Raw genomic sequence first — 21534 nt, 5'->3', positions numbered from 1 at the left:
AACCCTACCTCGACATCATAACCCCTTGATTTATTATAAATCGGCCCTCTGTCCACACGTGGACAGCCAATTCTACCGCGTCAAGATCATCCGATCCCCGGAAATCTGGATCGAAAACCGCCCCAGATAATCCATCCCCAAAAGCGACCCCTGCATCGCCGCCTCATTCACAAAAGCCGTGACGCCTTCATCCTCAAACGGCCCCAAAACCACGCTGTCCAAAGAAACCCGTGCCGTCCGAACCACCCCATTCGCCGTCACAGCCTGACCCAGATAATCAAGGCTGCTTAGCTCAATTCCCACCGCCGTGGCATCGTCAGGCGACAACACGATCCCCGTCGCCCCGGTGTCGACCATGAATTCCATCTCATGCCCATCCACCGCCAAGCGCAGATAATAGTGCCCGTCAGGAGCGCGCGGAATCTCCACCCGCCCGCCCTGAACCACCTGTGCCGACCGGATATCCCGTTGCAGGTCATTCCACAGCCCATACCCCGCCATCAGCCCGACAAAGATCAACCCCCAAGCCAGCGCCACCCGCAACGCCTGCCCAAGCCGCTGCCGATACTCAACCATCACCCAGCCGCCCACCGCCGCCAACAGCAGCGCCAGATAGGCCAGCCGTCCAAAATCGTCGCCATTCATCCGATCAACCCGGTGCCCTTCACACCATCAATCACAAACTGCACCGACAACGCTGCCAGCAGCATCCCCAGCAGCCGGGTGATCACAATCGTCCCGGTCCGCCCCAACAGCCGCTCTAGCGGCGGCGAGGCCAGCAGGAACAGATAAGTCGCGACCATCATCGCCATTAGCAGACCCAGCACCGCCAGCGTGCCGCCCCATCCCGGCCCGGATTGCCCCACAAGCAGGATCATCGTCGCAATAGCTCCGGGTCCGGCAATCAATGGGGTCGCCAACGGAAACACCGAAGGATCATGATCAGGGTCCGCCTGCTGCCCCTCGCGCCGTTGGGTGCGACGTTCAAACAGCATGTCAAGCGCAGTCAGGAACAGCAGGATCCCGCCCGCGATGCGGAAGGCTGGCATCGAGATCCCGATAAAGCCCAACAAGGCCTCACCCATCAATCCGAACAATGTCAGCAAGATAGCGGCGATGATGCAGGCCCGCCGCGCCATGCGGCGGCGATGTTCGGCATCCATGCCTTGGGTCAGGGCGATGAACAACGGCACCAAACCCGGCGGGTCGATCACCACGAACAAGGTGGCGAAGGCGGTGATCAGAAAAGCGCTATCCATGCCGCAGGTTAGGGGCAGGCGCGGGAGGAGGGCAAGCCATTTCGCAAGACCGCAGCCCTAAACAATCCGTGGGCCGAGCGTGGTGCTGTCGATGCCCGGAACGCTCTAGAACTCGGTGGCGAAAGCGGGAAGGGTGGCGAGAATACGTTCAAGATCAGCCTGTTGCACCGACTTTCGTAAAGCCAGCGCCGTGCCTGCTACGCAGCCGTCAGGGGCAAGGTTGTGCTGACGCCGCAGGCCCTGTGCCTCGGCTGTCCAGTCGGCACGGGTGCCTGCAGGGAGCGACGCGGCATCCAGCCGCCAGTCAGAGACAAACAACGCACGCAGAACAGCAGGTAGAACCTGTGCGAAATCAATCGCTTGCTGTGGCGTAAGACGATTGCGGAAGGCGCGCAAAACGCCCTCCACCGCCGTAAAGGTGCTGTGATCGGTTGGGGTGCCGATGGCCTCTTGTGCATCCACCAGAAACGCCTGCCATTCGCGGGTCGCCTGACGGTAGGTCCAAGGCATCGGCATGGGGTTAAGCCTTTGCAGCCTCAAGCTTTTCCTGCGCAGAAACCCACATCGCTTCGGCACGATCAAGCGCGTCCATCACTTCGGCGTATTTCTTGTTCCAGGTGTCCAACTCGCCCGCGCGCGCGGTATCGTAAAGCGCGGGATCGGCGAGTTTCTTGGCCAAACGGTCGCGCATCTCGTTCAGCTTGTCGAGGCGTTCTTCGGATTTCTTGACTTCCGAGCGCAGGGCTTTCACTTCGTCCTGGCTGACCTTCTTCGGTTTTTCGACCGCTTTGACGGGCTTGGCTTCTTCATCGCCTGCCAGAAGCTGACGGCGATACGCTTCCAAATCCTCAGTATAGGGCGTTACCGCACCACCCTTCACCAGCCACAACCTGTCCGCCACCAGACCCAACAGGTGCATGTCGTGGCTGACCAGAATCACGGCACCGGAGTATTCGGTGAGGGCTTCGACCAAAGCCTCGCGGCTTTCCATGTCGAGGTGGTTGGTCGGCTCATCAAGGATCAGCAGGTGCGGGGCGTCGATGGTGGCCAGCAGCAAGGACAGCCGGGCTTTTTGGCCGCCAGACAGCCGCCCGACGGCGGTTTCAGCTTGGTCGGCCATCAGACCGAAGCCTGCCAGACGGGCGCGCAGGCGGGGTTGGCCTTCAGCGGGGCGCAGGCGCATGACGTGTTGCAGCGGCGTCTCGTCGATGTGCAACTCATCGACCTGATGCTGCGCGAAATAGCCAATGCGCAGCTTGGACGATTGTACCATTTTGCCTTCGCAGGCGATCAGCTTACCGGCTAACAGCTTGGAAAGCGTAGACTTTCCTTCGCCGTTGCGGCCCAAAAGTGCAATGCGGTCGTCCTGGTCGATGCGCAGGGACAGCTTTTTCAGGATCGGCGGGCCACCATAGCCAACGGCAACGCCCTCCAAATTGATGATGGGGGGCGAGAGTTCTTCCGGTGCGGGGAAGGTGAACACGACCTTTTTCGCATCCTCAGGTGCGGTGATCGTCTCCATCTTTTCCAGCATTTTCACGCGGGACTGTGCTTGTGCGGCTTTCGACGCCTTAGCCTTGAAGCGATCCACAAAAGCTTGCAGATGTGCGCGCTTGTCGGCTTGCTTGCGGGCTTCGGCCTGCAAGACCGCGCGACGCTCGGCGACTTGCCGCGCGAACTGGTCGTAGGGGCCAGACCAATAGGTCAGCTTTTTGTTGTCCAGATGCAGGATGCCAGTGACGGCGCGGTTCAAAAGTCCGCGGTCGTGGCTGATGATCAGCACGGTATGCGGGTATTTCTGCAAGTAGCTTTCCAGCCACAAAGCGCCTTCAAGATCGAGGTAGTTGGTCGGCTCGTCGAGCAGAAGATAATCAGGCTGTGCGAACAGAACGCCCGCAAGCGCCACACGCATCCGCCAACCGCCGGAGAAGTCTGAGCAGGGGCGCTGTTGCGCCTCGGTATCAAAGCCCAAGCCTTTGAGAATGTTGGAGGCGCGCCCCTCGGCGGACCAAGCGTCGATGTCATTCAAGCGGTGCTGAATATCTGCGATGCGGTGCGGGTCGGTGGCGGTTTCGGCCTCGATCAGCAGGGCTGCGCGTTCGGTATCGGCGGCCAGAACCGTATCGATCAGGCTGGTCGACGATGACGGCACCTCTTGCGCCACGCCACCGATGCGAGCGCGCGACGGCATGGAAATGTCGCCGCTTTCCAGCGCCAGTTCCTTTTTGATCAGCCGGAACAGCGTGGTTTTGCCCGCGCCATTGCGCCCGACCAGACCAACCTTGTGCCCAGTGGGAATGGTAGCGGAAGCGCCCTCAAACAACGGGCGGCCTTCGACGGAATAGGTGATGTCTTCGATTTTAAGCATGGGGCGGGGATTGCCTTAAGCGGCAGGCGGCGTCAACCGGGGAAGGGCAAAGGCCGTGCTTTTGCCGCGCTTTGCGGCGTTGTTGACGGCTTTTCAAGCAGCAATCCCCGTGATAGCAGGCGCGTTATGAATTTCGGGGCGATTTTGCCCCCTGTTATGGAGAGCCAAATGGCCGTCGAACGCACCCTGTCGATCATCAAACCCGATGCAACCAAGCGCAACCTGACCGGCAAAATCGTCGCCAAGTTTGAAGATGCTGGCCTGCGCGTTGTCGCGTCCAAGCGCATCCATCTGTCGCCCGCCCAAGCTGGTGCGTTCTACGCAGAACACGCAGCACGCGGTTTCTACGGCGAGCTGTGCGAGTTCATGGCATCCGAGCCGGTTGTGGTGCAGGTGCTGGAAGGCGAATCCGCGATTGCAAAAAACCGTGAAGTGATGGGCGCCACCAACCCGGCGAACGCCGATGCTGGCACCATCCGCAAGGAATTCGCTTTGTCGATGGGCGAGAATTCGGTGCATGGTTCGGATTCGGAAGCTTCGGCCGCGCGCGAGATCTCGTTCTTCTTCTCGGGCCTCGAACTGGTTGGCTGAGCGTATTTGAGAGGCGTTTAGCGTTTCTCGATCACCCCAAAGAATTGCAGGGCCGCTTCCAATTCGGAGCGGCCTTGTGCTTTTGAGCCCACCCGTTCGGCCTTGATCGCATCGAAGCGGACGCGTAGGGCTTTCTTTTCGTCGCCCTGACAATCGTTCCACGGGCGGCCCTGCAAGCCCATGTGCAGCACATAATAGCCGATGAAATGTGGCTGGCTGCCTGCATCGAGCAGGCGACGGTAAGCCTCATCCGCGCCGAGTTCACGAACTTCTTCTGCGGTATGAATCCCGGCTTTGGCGAAAGCAGCTTCCGAGGCGGGGCCAAGGTTGGGGATGGAGGAAATCGGATTGGACATGACGACCTGCAAATGATTAAGGCCAGCCTAGCGGCTGGCCTTAATGTCGTAAAAGCGAATTCTTCAGATCGACGCCCAATCACGGAAAACGGTGCCGCTTTGTTGCTGGGTGGATCCGCCCTGCTGGCCCTGCTGCTGCGGGGCCGGGGTTTGCGCGCCGCCTTGCTGGGCGGGCTTGGAGGTAGACATTGGACTGCTCCGGTCGTTGTTTGGCGTTCTGCCATTTTGTTAAGCTGCTCCGCCCTTGCGGCCATGTTGAGACCGGATCAAGGAAGGATTGCGGCGAATTATACTCCATCCGCGACGCCCGCAATAGAATTTGCCTTCTGAAGCAGGCATTTGGTTTCACTTTGTTGCGATTATGTGTGCCGGAAAGCCGATCTCATTCAGCGCGGCCAATAGAGATTCGGCACTGGACGTGCCCGCGACCTCAACTTGGCGCGTGATCAGATCGACGGTGATGGCGCGGGTACCGGGCAGGGCGGTGAGCGCCTCAGTCACCGAGGCTTTGCAATGGCCGCATGTCATGTCGGGAACGGAAAGTAGGGTCATGGGAAGCTCCTTTTCTGCGATGAAGATGGGGGTTCCAGTGGGGGGAAGGTCAAGAGGTGCGATTAATTTTTTGTAGGGCTTGACCTTCCCGTCACTGGAACCCCCATATCGGGTGTCGAAGGAGAATTCCGATGGACAAGTTTGCGGTGAAAATTGATCTCAGCGTCGAGGGCATGACCTGTGCCGCCTGCACCGGGCGGGTGGAGCGGGTGCTGAAGGCGCAGTCAGGCGTGCTGGATGCGGTGGCGAACCTTGCGACACGGCGGGCCGAAGTGACGGTGTCGCAGGCGGTCGATCCGGCGGTATTGGCGGCGGCTGTCAGCAAGGCTGGCTATGCGGCGACCCCCTTGGCGCAGGCGGTGGTGCATGATCCGGTGGCCGAGCAGCGCGCGCTCTGGCGCGATACGGCGCTTGCGGCGGCGCTGACCTTGCCGGTGTTTGTTGCAGAGATGGGCGGGCATTTCATCCCCGGATTTCATATGGTGCTGCACGGGTTGATTGCGCCGCAAAGCCTTTGGCTGGCCGAATTCGTGCTAGTGACGCTGGTGCTGCTGGGACCGGGGCGGCGGTTTTTCAGCAAGGGCCTGCCTGCGTTAACGCGTGGTGGCCCTGATATGAACAGTCTTGTCGCGGTGGGCAGCGGGGCGGCTTGGGTCTACTCCAGCGTGGTGACGTTCTGGCCTGCGCTGATCCCGCAAGCCTCGCGCTCGGTGTATTTCGAGGCGGCGGCGGTGATTGTCACCTTGATTTTGCTGGGGCGCAGCCTTGAGGCGCGGGCGCGGGGGCGAGCGGGTGCCGCGATTGCGCGTCTGGTGAAGCTGGCACCAAAAACTGCTCGTAAGATGGTGTATGGTGCTGTGCAGGAGGTCGAGGTGGCATCGTTGCTGCCGGGTGATCAGGTGCAGATCCGACCCGGAGAGCGGATTCCAGCGGATGGGCTGGTGGTCTCGGGGCATTCGACCGTGGACGAGTCGATGTTAACGGGCGAGCCCCTGGGGCAGGAAAAGTTGGCTGGCGCGCGGCTGACCGGTGGCACGGTGAACGGCACCGGGGCTTTGGTGATGCAGATCACCGAAGTCGGTGCCGCAACGGTGTTGGCGCGAATCATCGCGATGGTCGAGGCAGCGCAGGGTGGCAAGCTGCCGGTGCAGGCGCTGGTGGACCGCATTACGCTGTGGTTCGTCCCCGTCGTGATGGCGGTGGCGGCGCTGACGGTACTGGTTTGGCTGATCTTCGGGCCGGGTCTGGCCGAGGCACTGGTGGCGGGCGTGTCGGTGCTGATCATCGCTTGCCCCTGCGCGATGGGGCTGGCGGTGCCGGTGTCTATTCTGGTCGGCACCGGGCGGGCGGCGGAGCTGGGGATTCTGTTCCGCAAAGGTGAGGCGTTGCAACGCCTTGAGTCTGTGCAGCGTGTGGCGTTTGACAAGACCGGCACGCTGACGATGGGGCGGCCTGTGGTGCAATCGGTGGTCGGCGGTGCGGACGTGCTGGAGATCGCGGCAGCGGTTGAGGCGGCGTCAGAACATCCGCTGGCGGCGGCGGTTGCGGCAGAGGCCGCGCGGCTGGGGCTGCATGTGGCGGTTGTGCAGGGCTTTGAGGCCGTGCCCGGTCGGGGTGCACGGGCCGTGCTGGAAGGTGTGGCGGTCAGCGTCGGCTCGGCGCGGATGTTCCCGGATCTGGATGCGGGGCTGGCAGCGCAAGCGTCTGAGGCGCAGAGCAAGGGACAGGGCGTGCTGTTTGTGGGGCGCGACGGCACGGCTATCGGGATGATCACGGTGGCCGATCCGATCAAGCCACAATCGGCGGCGGCGGTGGCAGCATTGCGGGCCGCGGGCGTGCAGGTGGCGATGATCACCGGCGATGCCGAGGCCACGGCGCGGGCGGTGGCGGCGGTGCTTGGCATCACCGAAGTCCATGCGGGCGTGCTGCCTGAAGGCAAGGCTGCGGTGATCGCAGGCCTTGGCGCAGACGTGGCCTTTGTCGGGGACGGCATCAACGATGCTCCGGCGCTGGCTGCGGCAGAGGTGGGCTTTGCGATGGGCACCGGCACCGATGTGGCGATTGAGGCGGGCGATGTGGTGCTGATGACGGGCGATCCCCTGGGCGTGGCGCGTGCAGTCGAACTTTCACGCGCAACCATGCGCAATATCAGGGAAAATCTGCTTTGGGCCTTTGGCTATAACGCAGCCCTCGTCCCGGTGGCCGCCGGGGTTCTGGTGCCATTCGGCGGCCCGCAACTGTCGCCGATGCTGGCGGCAGGCGCGATGGCGTTGTCCTCGGTCTTTGTATTGTTCAATGCGCTGCGGTTGCGGCGCTTCAAGGGAGCACGGGCATGAATATCGCCGAAGTTGCCAAGGCAGCGGGACTGCCTGCCAAGACGATCCGCTATTATGAAGAGATTGGCCTGATCCAGCCCAAGCGCAGCGAGAATGGCTATCGCGCCTTTGCGACCAGCGATCTGCACAAGCTGGCTTTTGTCGGGAGGGCGCGATCTTTGGGGTTTTCGATTGTCGAATGCCGTGCGCTGCTGGCGCTGTATGAAGATCGCGCGCGGGCGAGTGGTGATGTCAAAGCGCTGGCGGTGACGCATCTGGCGCAAATCCGCGCCAAAATCGTGGAGCTGCGCGCGATGGAGGCGACGCTGGCCGATCTGGTGCAGGCCTGCAGCGGCGATCATCGGCCGGATTGTCCGATTCTACGCGGGCTTGCCAAACCGGACTAAGCGATCCGCAGCAGGCGGTCGAGACTGGTGTTGCCGCCAACCAGATCTTGCAGACTGACCGCATCAAGGGCCTTGTAAAAACCCTCAAGCGCCTCGGTCAGCACGCATTTCAACCGACAGGCGCTGACCAGCGGGCAGCTGCTGGATTGCTCGGAGCAATCGGTGAAGGGCAAAACCGACTCGAATATCCGAAATACCGTGCCGACTTTGATATCAGCGGCGTCAAACCCCAGCATCAAGCCGCCCGCCCGTCCGCGCCGGGTTTTCAGCAGATCTTGCCGTGCCAGCAGGTGGATCACTTGCGCGAGATGATTTTCGGATGCGCCACAAGCGACGGCAATCTCGTGCTTTCGCACGATCCGACCGTGATTCACGGCGCAAAACATCAAAGTTCGCATTGCCAAATTGGTGCGTGTAGTCAGGCGCATAGACTCTCCGATCTTGTAAAACGTGACGCAGTTTTGCGCAGTTTTTAAGGCGCTGCCTTGATTCAGATCAGATACAGGTTATTGGCCTTGTGCCATCGGCAGAGGATCAGGCATCGCCTTCGGGTTGCAATCAAAGCGCTTTGATCAAATAATCCCTGCATATGAAAAGAAAAATATGATGAAATCTTGAATTGTTTGCGGTAACAAGAAAGCGGTTTGAATGGTTTGTGCCTGAACCGAGTTTGCGGTGATGCAGAGTGTGCCGGGTGGGGATCGGTGCTTGCTTGACCCGACTTGGGATAGAGATAGGCTTGGCACCGATGGTAATGACAAGATGTGGAACGCACTTTGACGGATACGACACTCTCGCCCGCTTTGCTGAAATCCGATGTGCTGCGGCACCTGACCTTTACGCTGGGTAAGGATGCCGCCAATGCCAGCGGCTATGATTGGCGCATGGCGCTGTCTTTCGCCATTCGCGACCGGATCATGGAGCCGTGGTTTGCCTCGACCCGCCGGACTTGGGCGGAAGATCGCAAGCGGGTGTACTATCTGTCGATGGAGTTTCTGATCGGTCGGCTGTTGGAAGATGCCACCGTGAACCTTGGCCTGCGTGACATCTCGGAAGAGGTGATGCGCGGCTTTGGGCAAGACTTTCATGCGCTGGTAGAGGGCGAACCGGATGCCGCTTTGGGCAATGGCGGCTTGGGGCGGTTGGCGGCCTGTTTCATGGAAAGCATGGCGACGGTGGGCTGCCCAGCCTATGGCTATGGCATCCGCTATGAACACGGGCTGTTCCGGCAAAGTTTTGAGCGTGGTCAACAGGTTGAAATGCCCGAAGACTGGCTGTCACAGTCCAACCCTTGGGAATTTGCACGACCAGAAAGCGCCTATGTGATCCCGTTCAAAGGCGCTGTCGAAGTGAAAGACGGCAAGGATATCTGGGTGCCGGGTGAGACGGTTCTGGCCTCTGCCTATGACACGCCGGTGATCGGCTGGCAGGGCAAATGGGCGAACACGCTGCGGCTGTGGTCAGCAAAACCGACCAAACAGTTCGATCTGGAGCGGTTCAACCGCGGCGACTATGCGGCGGCAGCGGAACCCGAGGCTTTGGCGCGCACGTTGTCTCGGGTGCTTTACCCCGATGATACCACCTATCAGGGCAAGGAACTGCGGTTGAAGCAGGAGTTTTTCCTGACCTCTGCCGCGCTGCAAGACATTCTGCGGCGCTTCAAGGCCAGCCACTCTGACCTGCGCAGCCTGCCGAAACATGTCGCGATCCAGATGAACGACACCCATCCGGCGATTGCCGGGCCGGAACTGATCCGACTGTTGGTCGACGAAAACGGCATGGCGTTCGAAGAGGCGCTGGAAACCGCGCGCGATTGTCTGGGCTACACAAACCACACGCTGCTGCCCGAGGCGCTGGAGCGGTGGGCAACCTTCACGTTTGGCACCACTTTGCCGCGCCATATGCAGATTGTTGAACGCATCGACAGCTGGCACCGGCGCACTTACAATCCGCCGCATTACATTGGCGTGGTGAAGCATCATGAAGTGCGGATGGGTGAACTGGCGTTCGTGATGGCGCATAAGGTCAATGGTGTGTCAGCGCTGCACTCGGATCTGGTGAAGAAAAATCTGTTCCCCGAACTGAATGCGCTGCATCCGGGCCGGATTATCAATGAAACCAATGGGGTGACGCCGCGCCGTTGGTTGAAAATGTCGAATCGTCCGTTGTCGACGCTGATCACCTCATCGATTGATGCAGGTTGGGAGGATGATCTGGATCGGTTGAAGGGCTTGGAGCCTTTGGTCGAGGACAGCGGCTTCCGTGCCAAGTTTGATGCCGCCAAACGGGCCAACAAGGTGGCGCTGGAGGGGTGGATCGCGCAGGAATGCGGGGTGAAAGTGTCGCCTGATGCGCTGTTTGATGTGCAGGTGAAGCGGATTCACGAATATAAGCGGCAGCTTTTGAACATCCTGCAAACCGTGGCGCATTATCAGCGCATCAAGGCAAATCCGAAGGCGGCTTGGGTGCCTCGGGTGAAAATCTTTGGCGGAAAATCGGCGCCGGGCTATGCTGTGGCCAAGGAAATCATCCATCTTATCAACGATGTGGCGCAGGTTATTAATGCGGATAGCGAAGTTGGCGATCTGCTGAAGGTGATCTATCCGGCCAATTACAACGTCAGCATGGCGGAACGTCTGGTGCCTGCGGCAGACCTGTCCGAGCAGATTTCGACAGCGGGCAAAGAGGCGTCTGGCACCGGCAACATGAAGTTCATGATGAACGGCGCACCGACGATTGGCACTCTCGACGGCGCGAATGTTGAGATTTTGCAAGAGGTTGGCGCCGAGAATTTCTTCCTGTTTGGCCTGACCACCGATGAGGCGATGAAGCGCCGCGAAGACCCGGAGCAGTCGCGCAAGGCGATTGATGCCAGCCCGGCGCTGCAAATGGTGTTGCAGGCGATTGCCGAAGGCCAGTTCAGCCCGGATCAGAAAGATCGCTATCATGGTCTGGTGCACCGGGTCTGGCACCACGATTACTTCCTCGTTGCGGCGGATTTCGACTCGTATGATGCGGCGCAGGATCTGGTGGATGCGGCCTATGCGGATCGTCAGGCTTGGATTAAAATGGCGGCATTGAACACGGCGCGCTCGGGGTTCTTCAGCTCGGACCGCACCATTCGCAGCTATATGAAAGACGTCTGGACGATCCCATCTGCCCTTTAGTATCAAGAGGTTGTCATGACTCACCTGCTTATTGACCCCGGTGCTGCACAAGCGATTGCCGAGGGGCGTCATGGCGACCCTTTCTCGGTTTTGGGGCTGCATAAACGCGGTGGAAAATGGGTGGTGCTGGGGTTTGATCCCGGTGCCGAACACATGTTCGTATTGCCGGGTAGATCCGGCAAGCCCGTGGCTGCAACTGCCGTCAAGGGTGCTGCTGGCCTGTTTGTAGCCGAGCTTGCGCGCAAATCTGACTATCGTTTGCGTTGGCAGGGGCATGGGGCGGAATGGGATTGTGAAGATCCATTCGCATTTGGCCCGGTGCTGGGTGAGTTGGACGAATATCTTCTGGGTGAAGGCAGCCACAAGCGGTTGTGGCAAGTGCTGGGCGCGCATGTGATCACGCATGAGGGCGTTTCGGGCACGCATTTCGCGGTCTGGGCCCCGAATGCCGAGCGGGTTTCGGTGGTGGGCAACTTCAATCAATGGGATGGTCGCCGCCATCCGATGCGCAGGCGCGGCGGCACCGGGGTTTGGGAGACTTTCCTGCCCGCAATTGCCGAGGGCGAGGCTTACAAATACGAAATTCGCGGACCGGGCGGGGTTTTGCTGCCGCTGAAGGCCGATCCGGTGGGGTTTGGCTCTGAACATGCGCCGAAAAATGCCTCTGTGGTGCGACAGATTGAGAATGCTCACTGGGATGATGCCGAATGGATGGCGACGCGGGGTGCAAAGCAGACGATTGATGCGCCGATCTCGGTCTATGAGGTGCATTTGGGGTCTTGGAAACGCGCTCCCGGTGACCGGATGCTGTCTTATACCGAGCTTGCCGAACAATTGGTCACATATGTTGCCGACATGGGCTTCACCCATATCGAACTGATGCCGATTTCCGAATATCCGTTTGATGGCTCTTGGGGCTATCAGCCGGTGGGCTTGTTCGCGCCGACGATCCGGCACGGCACGCCGAACGAGTTCCGCGCTTTCATGGATGCCGCCCACCAGCGCGGGATTGGCGTGTTGCTCGATTGGGTGCCGGGGCATTTCCCGACCGACGCGCATGGGCTGGGGCGGTTTGACGGCACTGCACTTTATGAGCACCAAGATCCGCGCGAAGGCTTCCATCAGGATTGGAATACGCTGATCTATAACTATGGTCGGGTGGAGGTTTCCAACTACCTTGTCTCTAATGCGCTGTATTGGTTGGAAGAATACCATATGGATGGGCTGCGCGTCGATGCTGTGGCCTCAATGCTCTACCGCGATTACAGCCGTGAGGCGGGGCAGTGGGTGCCGAACAAAGACGGTGGGCGCGAGAATTACGAAGCGATTGCCGTGCTGCAAAGCATGAACATCACCGCCTATGGTGAGGTTGCGGGCGTGATGACGGTGGCCGAGGAAAGCACGGCTTTTGCGGGCGTGTCGCGTCCGGTGAACCACGGCGGCCTTGGTTTTGGCTTCAAGTGGAACATGGGCTGGATGAATGACACCTTGTCTTACATGCAGAAAGACCCGATCTATCGCCGCTTCCATCACCACCAGATGACCTTCGGCCTGCATTATGCCTGGTCGGAAAACTATATCCTGCCGATCAGCCATGACGAGGTTGTGCATGGCAAAGGCAGTATGTTGGAGAAAATGCCGGGCGATGGTGAACAGAAGTTCGCAAACCTGCGGGCCTATTACGGCTTCATGTGGGCGCATCCGGGCAAAAAGCTGTTGTTCATGGGCTGCGAGTTTGCCCAAGGCAAGGAATGGAACCACAATCAAAGCTTGGATTGGCATCAGCTGGAGATCCCGGCGCATCAGGGCATGCAAAACCTCGTGCGCGATCTGAACCGGGTCTACCGCGATGTGCCTGCGCTGCATGTCAACGATACGCGGCCCGAGGGCTTTGACTGGATCGAAAGCAACGATGCCGAGGCCGGGGTTTACGCATGGCTGCGCAAGGGCAAGCCCGGCGATCCGATGGTGGTGGCGCTGGTCAATATGACTCCGGTGGATCGCAGCTACCGGGTTGGTTTGCCTGCGGGCGGGCAATGGACGGAAATACTGAACACGGATGCTGCGGTTTACGGAGGAGGTAACCGCGGCAATCTGGGCGGCGTTGTGGCGGAGGCAATACCGCATCATGGCCGCCTGCATTCGGCCTCGGTCAACCTGCCACCGTTATCGGCGGTTTGGCTGAAGCAAGGCTGACAACACAGGATAAAAGCGGGCGCAGGCCTGCGTAAAGGGAGGACTACGATGCAACCAAGACCCAACGCCCGTCTGTCGTCGCAGGCTATGGCTTTTGTTCTGGCCGGGGGGCGCGGCAGTCGGCTGAAAGAGCTGACTGATCGGCGCGCCAAACCGGCGGTGTATTTTGGCGGCAAGACCCGGATCATCGACTTTGCTTTGTCGAATGCGCTGAACTCCGGTATCCGCAAAATGGCGATTGCGACGCAATACAAGGCCCACAGCCTGATCCGCCACATGCAGCGTGGTTGGGGATTCTTCCGGGCAGAGCGCAATGAATACTTGGATATTCTGCCTGCATCTCAGCGTGTGGCCGAGAACAAATGGTATCTAGGCACCGCCGACGCTGTAGCGCAAAATATTGATATTGTTGATTCTTATGGCGTCAAATACATTGTCGTGCTGGCGGGTGATCACATCTACAAGATGGATTACGAGGTGATGCTGAAGCAGCATGTTGACAGCAAAGCCGATGTCACCATCGGCTGTTTGACCGTGCCGCGGATGGAGGCTGTGGCCTTTGGCGTGATGCATGTCGACACGGATATGCGGATCACGTCTTTCCTTGAAAAGCCCGCCGATCCGCCGTCAATTCCGGGCGACCCGGACAATGCTTTGGCCTCGATGGGGATTTACATCTTCGACTGGGCTTTTCTGCGCGATTTGTTGATCCGCGATATGGCGGATGACAATTCCAGCCATGATTTCGGCAATGATCTGATCCCGGATATCGTGAAAAACGGTAAGGCTATCGCGCATAAGTTTGCCGACAGCTGTGTGAAATCGGGGTTGGAGACCGAACCCTATTGGCGCGATGTTGGCACGATTGATGCGTTCTGGCAGGCCAATATCGACCTGACCGATTTCATCCCCAAGCTGGATATCTACGATCAAAGCTGGCCGATCTGGACCTATTCCGAGATTTTGCCGCCCGCAAAATTCATCCATGACGAGGAAACCCGGCGTGGCATGGCGGTATCATCACTGGTGTCGGGCGATTGCATCGTCTCGGGCTCGGAAGTGCGCAACTCGCTGCTGTTCACCGGCTGCCGCACCCATTCGTTCAGCACTCTGGATTATGTCGTAGCCCTGCCGCAGGTGACAGTGAACCGCAATGCCGAGTTGAAGAACTGCGTGATTGATCGGGGCGTGATCATCCCGGATGGGCTGGTTGTCGGGCAAGATCCCGAGATGGATGCGAAATGGTTCCGGCGCACCGACAGCGGTATCGTGCTGATTACGCAGGATATGCTTGACGCAAGGGCACGGGCGCTGTCCTGACTGGGCAGCAATGCGGACGGGCCCGGGGCTAGCCCCCCGGACCCCCAGAGTATTTAGGCCAATGTGAAAGGATCAGAGATGCAGGTTCGGGGGCGGGTGTTGTCTGTCGCGTCAGAGTGTGTGCCGCTGATCAAGACCGGCGGCTTGGCCGATGTGGTCGGCGCGCTGCCCGGCGCTCTGGCAAAAGTTGGCTGGGATATGCGGGTGCTGATGCCGGCCTACCGCGCCTTGCGGCCTCGTCTGGAAGACATGGATGAGGTCTGGTTCGAGCAAAACCTGTTCGGCGGTGATGCGCGGGTGATGGCGGGCGAGATCGACGGCTTGCAGGTGATGCTGCTGGATGCGCCGCATCTTTATGACCGCGAGGGCGGGCCCTATTCTGGCCCCGGCGGTGATTGGTTTGACAACGCGCGGCGGTTTGCGGCCTTGTCGTGGGTGGCGGCCCGGATGGCGCGCGATGGCATTGATGGCTGGAAACCCGATATTTTGCACGCGCATGACTGGCAGGCGGGGTTTGCCCCCGCCTATCTGAACTATGGCGGCACGGGCGGCGTGGCCTCGGTGCTGACGATCCACAACATCGCGTTTCAGGGCTGGGCTCCGGCACAGGCTCTGGCGGATTTGCGGCTGCCATATGATCAGTTCTATCCCGGAGCGTTGGAGTATTATGGCGGGCTATCCAGTTTGAAAGCCGGGTTGGTGACCGCGGATCGCATCACCACCGTCTCGCCCAACTATGCGGCCGAGTTGATGCGGCCCGAGTTTGGCATGGGGATGGAAGGTGTGATCGCGCAGCGTGCCGAGGTGGTCTCGGGGATTTTGAATGGCGTGGATACCGCGGTTTGGTCACCCGAAGTTGAACCCATGCCCTACACGCCAAAGTCCCTGAAGGGCAAAGCCGCCAACCGCGCGGCGTTTTGTGCCGAGATGGGGTTGGATGTGCCGGGGCCGCTGGCGATTTTGGTCAGCCGCTTGACCGATCAGAAGGGCATTGATCTGCTTGAGGGCTGCATTCCCGATTTCATCGCCGGTGGCGGTGGTCTGGCGATTTTGGGCTCGGGCGATGCCCTGCTCGAAGCCGCGATGCGCCGCTTGGAGGCGCGGTTTCCTGGCCGGGTTTCGGTGCGGATCGGTTATGACGAGGCCTATAGCCACCGCCTGTTTGCCGCAGGCGATGCGGTATTGGTGCCCAGCCGGTTCGAGCCTTGTGGCCTGACGCAGATGTATGGTTTGGCCTATGGCACGGTGCCGCTGGTGTCCTCGGTGGGTGGTCTTGCCGATACGGTGATCCATGCCAGCCCGGCAGCATTGGCGGCAGGCGTGGCGACCGGGGTCGTGTTCCATCCGGTGGATGAGACCGGCTTTGAGCAGGCTTTGCGGCGGTTGTTGCAGCTTTACGCCAGCAAGCCTGTCTGGACGCAGATGCAAAAGAACGCGATGAAGCAGCCGGTGGGATGGGAGGCTTCCGCCGCCGCTTATGCCGCGCTTTATGAGGACATGCTGGCGTGAATCTGTCGGGATACGCCACTTCGGCGGGTCGGCCTTGGCCAATGGGGGCGACGCTCACCGATGATGGGGTGAATTTTTCTGTGTTCTCCGCCCATGCCACGGCGCTGGAGCTTTGTCTCTACTCGCCGGACGGGAGGCGTGAACAGGCGCGTTTGCCGTTTGCGGACCGTGAGGGTGATATCTGGCATCTGCATGTGGCGGGCCTGTCAGCGGGGCAGCTTTACGGACTGCGGGCTTACGGCCCCTATGCGCCCGATGTGGGCCAGCGTTTTAACCCGCACAAGCTGTTGATCGACCCCTATGCGCGTGGCCTTGCAGGGCGGTTGCGCTGGTCGGATGCGGTGATGGGCTACAAGATTGGTGCCTCGCGCGGCGATGGCTCGTTTGACCCGCGTGACAGTGCTTTTGCGGTGCCGAAATCGGTGGTGGTCGATCCCGGTTTTCACTGGGGCAATGATCGTGCGCCGCTGGTTCCAATGGCCGATACGGTGATCTATGAGGCGCATGTCAAGGCGCTGACCATGCGGCACCCCGGCATCCCGCAAGCCATGCGCGGCACCTATGCGGGCCTCGCCCATCCGGTGATGATCGAGCATTTCAAACGCTTGGGTGTGACCACGGTGGAATTGCTGCCGGTGCAGGCCTATTTCGACGACCGCTTTCTCGTTGCTAAAGGCCTGCGCAACCACTGGGGCTATCAAACCATGGGGTTCTTCGCGCCCGAACAGCGCTACGGGGCGGCGTCTCCCCTGCGCGAGATGCAAGCGATGGTGAAAACCATGCACGCGGCAGGGTTAGAGGTGATCATGGACGTGGTCTATAATCACACCGGCGAGGGCGATGCCTGGGGGCCGACATTGTCGTTCCGTGGCCTTGATAACACCAGCTATTACCGTCTGATTCACGGCGGGCGGCACTATGCCAATGATGCAGGCACCGGCAATACGTTGGATCTGACCAACCCGGCCGTGCTGCGGATGGTGATGGATTCCTTGCGCTACTGGGTGCAAGAGGTGCATATCGACGGCTTCCGCTTTGATCTGGCTTCCGTGCTGGGCCGTGAACCGCATGGCTTTGATCCCCAAGGCGGCTTCTTCGATGCGATCCGGCAAGACCCGGTGCTGGCGCGGGTGAAGCTGATCGCAGAGCCGTGGGATATCGGCCCCGGCGGCTATCAGCTGGGCGCTTACCCGGCACCCTTCTCGGAATGGAACGACAAATACCGCGACGGCGTGCGCCGCTTCTGGCGCAATGATGCGGGTCTGGCGCCGGAGTTTTCGCGCCGTTTGCTCGGCTCGGCGGATAAGTTCGATCACTCGCGTCGCCCCGCCACGTCTTCCATCAACTTCATCACCTCGCACGACGGCTTCACGCTGCAAGATCTGGTCAGCTACACGATCAAGCGCAACCTCGCCAATGGCGAGGATAACCGCGATGGCCATGACGACAACCACGCCGACAACATGGGCGTCGAAGGCCCCAGTCCCGATCCTGCGATCCATGCCGCGCGTGATCTGCGCAAGCGCAACCTGCTGGCGACGCTGATGCTGTCGCAAGGCACGCCGATGCTGCTGGCAGGCGATGAGTTGGGGCATTCTCAGGCCGGCAACAACAACGCCTATGCGCAGGACAATGACCTGACGCGGATTGACTGGGGCGCGGCCGATACCGTGCTGATTGATTTCGTAGCGCGCCTCACCGCGCTGCGCAAAGCCCATCCGGTGCTGCGGCAAAACCGCTTCCTGCATTCGCAAAAACGGCTGGCCGATGGTTTGCCCGATGTAATCTGGCGCAGGGCAGATGCGGCAATCCCCAGCCCGAACGATTGGCATGACCCGAGTTTCCGCTGCATTGGCCTGGAATTGCGCATGGCCGCTGAAGGTCCTGATGCGCCGGACGCGCTCTATGTGGTGTTCAACGGCGGTGGGGCCGTGGCGCTGCGCTTGCCGGAAACCGCACCAGAGTGGCGGCTGGTGTTGGACAGCACCCGGCCAGAGCTTGTGCCCGAACCCCATAGCGCGCGGCTGGATATGCCGCCGCAATCCATTTTCGTCTTTGAACCGCTGCTCTCTGGAGGCACCGCATGACCACGATTTCCACCCAACCCATCGCTGGGCAGAAGCCCGGCACTTCTGGTTTGCGCAAAAAAACCCCTGTGTTCATGGGGCCGCATTATCTTGAGAATTTCGTGCAGGCGATTTTTGATGTGGTCGGCGCGCAAGGGAAGACCTTCGTTCTGGGCGGCGACGGGCGTTATTTCAACGACCGCGCAGCGCAGGTGATCTTGCGGATGGCGGCGGCGAATGGTGCGGCCCGCGTGATCATCGGGCAGGGCGCGATCCTCTCGACGCCTGCGGCAAGCCATCTGATCCGGCTGAACAGGACCGATGGCGGCATCATCATGAGCGCCTCGCACAACCCCGGCGGGCCGACTGAAGATTTCGGCGTCAAGTTCAACATGCCCAACGGTGGACCCGCGCCGGAAGCTGTCACCGAGGCAATGTACAAACGTACGACAGAAATCTCCGAATATCATATTGTCGAGTCGCAAGACGTGAACCTGTCGGTGATCGGTCGCAGCCAGTTGGGGGACATGATCGTTGATGTCGTCGATCCGGTGGCGGATTATGCCTTGCTGATGGAAAGCCTGTTCGATTTTCCCGCCATTGCCGCGATGTTCAAAGGCGGTTTTAGGATGCGAATGGACAGCATGTGCGCCGTAACTGGTCCCTATGCGGTGGAAATTCTTGAAAAACGTCTCGGGGCTGCGCCCGGCACTTGCATCAACGCCACGCCCTTGCCGGATTTTGGCGGGATGCACCCAGATCCGAACCCGACTTGGGCCAAAGCCCTGATGGATGAAATGTTCAGCGCCAACGCACCAGATTTCGGCGCCGCCAGCGATGGCGACGGCGACCGCAACATGGTGGTGGGGGCGGGAATTTATGTCTCGCCGTCCGATAGCCTTGCGGTGCTGGCCGCCAACGCGCATCTCGCTCCCGGCTACAAGGCGGGATTGAAAGGCGTGGCGCGCTCGATGCCGACCTCCGCTGCGGTAGATCGGGTTGCGGTGTCGTTAGGGATTGCGTCATATGAAACCCCGACCGGATGGAAGTTCTTTGGCAACCTTCTGGATGCGGGACGGGCGACGATCTGTGGCGAGGAATCCTTCGGCACCGGATCGGACCATGTGCGCGAGAAGGACGGGCTTTGGGCAATCTTGCTGTGGCTCAATATCCTCGCCGTGCGTCAGCAATCGGTGGCGGCGATTTTGGCCGAGCATTGGGCGAAGTTTGGTCGCAACTACTACAGCCGCCACGACTTTGAAGCGATCGCCAGCGACAAGGCCGACGCGATGATCGCGGGGCTGCGCGCCAAACTGCCCAATCTTCCAGGCGAGGCTGTGGAAGGTCTGTATGTGCAAGCCGCCGATGATTTTGCCTATGCCGATCCGGTTGATGGCTCGATCTCGAAAGCCCAAGGCGTGCGGATTTTGTTTGAGGACGGCAGCCGGATCGTGCTGCGTCTGTCAGGCACCGGAACCGAGGGTGCTACCTTGCGGCTCTATCTTGAACGCTACGCCGAGGGGCCGGATGGCCTTGATCTCGATCCGCAAGACGCGCTCGCCCCGGTGATCCGAGCTGCACATGCTCTGGCGGGGATCGAAGGTTACATCGGGCGCGTGACGCCAGATGTGATCACCTGAGCCGGAAATGTCGGTTTCCGCTGCAAAAGGGCGGAAACTGACCTTCAACTGTCGGCGCTGACTGCGACCCCAGCCCGGTTCGGCGCATCCTTGACACAGGTGTCGAGGGAGAGAGCGATGACAGAGCAAGGTGTGCGTTCGGGACGGCAAGCGCGGCAAATCGAGCGGGCGAAAAAAGGCGGTGGTATGGGGCGGCCCTATATTGTGCGCAATATCCCGACCTATGATGTGCTGTCAGAGGAAAATCTGCAGAAGGTGGAACATGCCGCCGACCGGATTTTGGCCGAAACGGGTATCGAATTTCGCGATGATCCGGTGGCGCTGGATCATTGGAAGCGGGCAGGGGCCAAGGTCGATGGTCTGCTGGTCAAATTCGAACCGGGCATGCTGCGCGAGATCCTGAAATCCGCGCCCCGCGAGTTCACCCAACACGCCCGCAACCCGGCCAATTCGGTGCGGATCGGCGGCAAGAATGTGGTGTTTGCGCCTGCCTATGGCTCACCTTTTGTGATGGATCTGGATCGCGGACGACGGTTTGGCACGCTGGAGGATTTCCAGAACTTCATCAAACTCGCGCAATCCTCGCCGAACTTTCACCACTCCGGCGGCACGATCTGCGAGCCGACCGATATTCCGGTGAACAAGCGGCATCTCGATATGGTGCTGGCGCATCTGACGCTGTCAGACAGGCCCTATATGGGATCGGTGACGTCAGAAGAACGCGCCGAAGACAGCATCGAGCTAAGCCGAATCGCCTTTGGCCGGGAATTTGTGAATGATAACTGCGTCATTCTTGGCAATGTGAACGTCAATTCCCCCTTGGTCTGGGATGGCACCATGACCACCGCCCTGCGCGCCTATGCGCGGGCCAATCAGGCGGCGGTGGTGGTGCCGTTCATCCTCGGCGGCGCGATGGGTCCGGTGACCAGCGCCGGGGGGATCGCGCAGAGTTTGGCCGAGACTATGGCGGGGTGTGCTTTGACTCAGTTGGAGCGGAAGGGGGCGCCGGTGATTTTCGGCAACTTCCTGTCGTCGATGAGTTTGCGTTCGGGTAGCCCGACGTTTGGCACGCCGGAACCGGCGATTGGGAGCATGGTGATCGGGCAGTTGGCGCGGCGGTTGGGGTTGCCGCTGCGGTGTTCGGGGAACTTTACCACCTCAAAGCTGCCGGACGCGCAGGCGATGATGGAGGGGACGATGTCGATGCTGGCGGCGATCCATTGCGGGGCGAATTTTATCCTGCATTCGGCCGGGTTTCTGGATGGGCTCTTGAGCATGTCTTATGAGAAATTCATGCTGGATGCGGACCTGTGCGGCAGCCTGCATTCTTATCTGGACGGTGTGAAGATTGATGATGATCAGCTCGCGGTCGAGGCGTTTGCCGAGGTCGGGCCGGGCAATCATTTCTTTGGCTGCTCGCACACGATGGCCCACTATGAAACCGCGTTTTGGGACAGCGATTTGTCGGATAATGAGCCGTTTGAAAAGTGGGAGGCGGCGGGGTCGCATGATGCGGCGTATCGGGCCAACAAGCTGTGGAAAAAGCGGCTGGCGGAGTTTGAGGCGCCGGTTCTGGATGCGGGGATTTCTCAGGGCTTGACGGAGTTTGTCGAGGCTAAGAAAGCCTCGATGGGGGATGCCTGGTATTGATGGTCCCAACTCGGGACCAAAAAAGGTCAAGCATTTTCAGGTTCTTGACCTTGCCGCTTTAAGGGAAATTTAACCTTTGAGCCGCGCAAGGCGATTTCCGTGACGGAAATCGTGCACGGAAAACGGCTGCGTTTTCCG

The 21534-nt window shown here is 60.1% G+C and carries 18 protein-coding genes; 10 read left to right on the top strand and 8 right to left on the bottom strand.

Annotated features, from left to right (window positions below):
• Nucleotides 1-72 precede the first annotated feature (72 nt).
• The 4 genes from U1A24_RS19810 to U1A24_RS19795 form a co-directional block, all read right to left on the bottom strand.
• On the bottom strand, nucleotides 73-645 hold the full coding sequence (locus tag U1A24_RS19810; protein ID WP_322323710.1) for a retropepsin-like aspartic protease family protein: 573 nt from the start codon (nucleotides 643-645) through the stop codon (nucleotides 73-75).
• On the bottom strand, nucleotides 642-1259 hold the full coding sequence (locus U1A24_RS19805) for a MarC family protein (RefSeq protein WP_322323709.1): 618 nt from the start codon (nucleotides 1257-1259) through the stop codon (nucleotides 642-644). Before U1A24_RS19805 ends, U1A24_RS19810 begins: the two co-directional genes overlap by 4 nt.
• Nucleotides 1260-1364: 105 nt before the next feature.
• Nucleotides 1365-1775, bottom strand: a complete 411-nt coding sequence (locus tag U1A24_RS19800; protein WP_322323708.1) for a DUF2267 domain-containing protein — start codon at nucleotides 1773-1775, stop codon at nucleotides 1365-1367.
• 4 nt (nucleotides 1776-1779) lie between these two features.
• Entirely contained in the window at nucleotides 1780-3627 is a 1848-nt protein-coding gene (locus tag U1A24_RS19795) for an ABC-F family ATP-binding cassette domain-containing protein (protein ID WP_322323707.1), read from the bottom strand.
• Nucleotides 3628-3795: 168 nt separating this feature from the next.
• On the opposite strand from U1A24_RS19795, the gene ndk reads away from it, so the two are divergent.
• Complete coding sequence (ndk, locus tag U1A24_RS19790; protein WP_322323706.1) at nucleotides 3796-4218, top strand: nucleoside-diphosphate kinase; 423 nt, start codon at nucleotides 3796-3798, stop codon at nucleotides 4216-4218.
• Between the two features lie 17 nt (nucleotides 4219-4235).
• Here the strand turns inward: ndk and U1A24_RS19785 are convergent, their stop codons facing one another.
• The 3 genes from U1A24_RS19785 to U1A24_RS19775 form a co-directional block, all read right to left on the bottom strand.
• Nucleotides 4236-4574, bottom strand: coding sequence for a TfoX/Sxy family protein (locus tag U1A24_RS19785; protein WP_322323705.1), 339 nt, complete (start codon nucleotides 4572-4574; stop codon nucleotides 4236-4238).
• Between the two features lie 63 nt (nucleotides 4575-4637).
• Nucleotides 4638-4763 carry a hypothetical protein gene (locus U1A24_RS19780; protein WP_322323704.1) on the bottom strand — a complete coding sequence of 42 codons (126 nt, stop codon included), beginning with the start codon at nucleotides 4761-4763 and terminating at the stop codon, nucleotides 4638-4640.
• A 156-nt stretch (nucleotides 4764-4919) separates the two neighbouring features.
• Complete coding sequence (locus U1A24_RS19775) at nucleotides 4920-5126, bottom strand: heavy-metal-associated domain-containing protein (protein WP_322323703.1); 207 nt, start codon at nucleotides 5124-5126, stop codon at nucleotides 4920-4922.
• 131 nt (nucleotides 5127-5257) lie between these two features.
• On the opposite strand from U1A24_RS19775, the gene U1A24_RS19770 reads away from it, so the two are divergent.
• On the top strand, nucleotides 5258-7462 hold the full coding sequence (locus U1A24_RS19770) for a heavy metal translocating P-type ATPase (RefSeq protein ID WP_322323702.1): 2205 nt from the start codon (nucleotides 5258-5260) through the stop codon (nucleotides 7460-7462).
• Entirely contained in the window at nucleotides 7459-7848 is a 390-nt protein-coding gene (gene cueR / locus U1A24_RS19765) for a Cu(I)-responsive transcriptional regulator (protein ID WP_322323701.1), read from the top strand. Before U1A24_RS19770 ends, cueR begins: the two co-directional genes overlap by 4 nt.
• On the opposite strand, the gene U1A24_RS19760 is transcribed toward cueR, so the two are convergent.
• Nucleotides 7845-8276 (bottom strand): Rrf2 family transcriptional regulator, encoded by a 432-nt coding sequence (locus U1A24_RS19760; protein WP_322323700.1) that lies wholly within the window; start codon nucleotides 8274-8276, stop codon nucleotides 7845-7847. The two genes, cueR and U1A24_RS19760, sit on opposite strands and share 4 nt — an antisense overlap.
• 336 nt (nucleotides 8277-8612) lie before the next feature.
• Between U1A24_RS19760 and U1A24_RS19755 the strand changes: the two genes are divergently transcribed.
• From U1A24_RS19755 to U1A24_RS19725, 7 genes are all read left to right on the top strand, one after another.
• Nucleotides 8613-11015: a glycogen/starch/alpha-glucan phosphorylase gene (locus U1A24_RS19755; RefSeq protein WP_322323699.1), complete on the top strand. Its 2403-nt coding sequence runs from the start codon at nucleotides 8613-8615 to the stop codon at nucleotides 11013-11015.
• Between the two features lie 15 nt (nucleotides 11016-11030).
• Nucleotides 11031-13211, top strand: coding sequence for a 1,4-alpha-glucan branching protein GlgB (glgB, locus tag U1A24_RS19750; RefSeq protein WP_322323698.1), 2181 nt, complete (start codon nucleotides 11031-11033; stop codon nucleotides 13209-13211).
• Nucleotides 13212-13259: 48 nt separating this feature from the next.
• Nucleotides 13260-14531, top strand: a complete 1272-nt coding sequence (gene glgC, locus U1A24_RS19745; RefSeq protein WP_322323697.1) for a glucose-1-phosphate adenylyltransferase — start codon at nucleotides 13260-13262, stop codon at nucleotides 14529-14531.
• 78 nt (nucleotides 14532-14609) lie between these two features.
• Nucleotides 14610-16040: a glycogen synthase GlgA gene (gene glgA / locus U1A24_RS19740; protein WP_322323696.1), complete on the top strand. Its 1431-nt coding sequence runs from the start codon at nucleotides 14610-14612 to the stop codon at nucleotides 16038-16040.
• 2 nt (nucleotides 16041-16042) lie between these two features.
• A complete protein-coding gene (glgX, locus tag U1A24_RS19735; RefSeq protein ID WP_416173510.1) occupies nucleotides 16043-18127 on the top strand; it encodes a glycogen debranching protein GlgX in 2085 nt (694 codons plus the stop codon).
• The gene (locus tag U1A24_RS19730; protein WP_322323694.1) at nucleotides 18124-19746 is read left to right on the top strand and encodes an alpha-D-glucose phosphate-specific phosphoglucomutase; all 1623 of its coding nucleotides are present in this window, start codon (nucleotides 18124-18126) and stop codon (nucleotides 19744-19746) included. The genes glgX and U1A24_RS19730 overlap by 4 nt, the downstream gene beginning before the upstream one ends.
• Before the next feature lie 117 nt (nucleotides 19747-19863).
• Nucleotides 19864-21396, top strand: coding sequence for a trimethylamine methyltransferase family protein (locus tag U1A24_RS19725; protein WP_322323693.1), 1533 nt, complete (start codon nucleotides 19864-19866; stop codon nucleotides 21394-21396).
• Nucleotides 21397-21534 lie beyond the last annotated feature (138 nt).

The sequence above is a fragment of the Cypionkella sp. genome (assembly GCF_034376685.1).
Taxonomy (GTDB): Bacteria; Pseudomonadota; Alphaproteobacteria; order Rhodobacterales; family Rhodobacteraceae; genus Cypionkella.
Note: the sequence above shows the minus strand (reverse complement) of the source record. Positions and strands in the feature narration are given on the sequence as shown.